Annotated in this window: 1 protein-coding gene; it reads right to left on the bottom strand. The window is 58.2% G+C overall.

Annotation, left to right across the window (positions count from 1 at the left end; translation table 11 throughout):
* A protein-coding gene (locus ACFOW6_RS17710; RefSeq protein WP_382423765.1) for an IS5 family transposase occupies positions 1–776 on the bottom strand; the annotation gives its coding sequence in 2 pieces (ribosomal slippage) (positions 1–458 and positions 458–776; 777 coding nt in all).
* Positions 777–862 lie beyond the last annotated feature (86 nt).

Consider the following 862-nt stretch of genomic DNA (forward strand, 5'->3'; position numbering starts at 1 on the left):
CTAGGCCGCAGACTCATAAGACTTCAACCAGATGCGGAGTGAAGCCAGCTTGAGCGCGGCGAGGTAGTTTTCCGGTTTGCGGTCATAACGTGTTGCGATGCCTCTGAACTGCTTGATTTTCCCGAAGAAGCGCTCGACCAGGTTACGATATCTGTAGAGATACTGGCTGAAGGTGAAACTTTCCCTTCTGTTCTTCCTGGCCGGGATGTTGGCCCAGGCACCGCGTTCGGCCGCCAGACTGCGAATGCTGCTGCTGTCATAGGCCTTGTCCGCAAGCAGGATACCATCCGCGTTCAAGTATCCCAGCAGGCTTTCTCCAGTCTTGCCGTCATGAGCTTGTCCAGCCGTCAGCTTCAGATCAACGGGCCTGCCTTCGGCATCCACAAGGGCATGGATCTTGGTGGTCAGGCCGCCACGGGAACGTCCCATGCCGCCATCGTCGCGATCCCCCTTTTTGTCGCTGCGGCCTGCTGATGGACCCGGACACAGGAGGAGTCGATCATGATGATGTCGCCGTCGTAGGCCCGGGCGATCTCCTGCAGCAGCCGATCCCAAACCCCGGCTTGCCGCCAGCGTACAAAGCGATTGTAGCAGGTGGTCGGCGGTCCATAGCGCTCGGGGATATCGGCCCAGGGACTGCCGGTGCGAAAGCGCCAGAGAATGCCGTTGATCACCCGCCGGTCGTCCACGCGTGGCACGCCGCGGGATTTGTTGGGCAACAAAGGCTGTATCACAGACCATTCGTAATCCGTCAGTTCGTAACGCCGCCGGCTCATCTGTCCTCCGTAGCTTGCTCTACAGAGGACAAAGGGGAATCATAAATCACCCAATTTGGGAATCCCGTTTATGAGTATGCAGCCTA

It is taken from the genome of Fodinicurvata halophila (assembly GCF_042651425.1).
GTDB lineage: Bacteria > Pseudomonadota > Alphaproteobacteria > Kiloniellales > DSM-21159 > Fodinicurvata > Fodinicurvata halophila.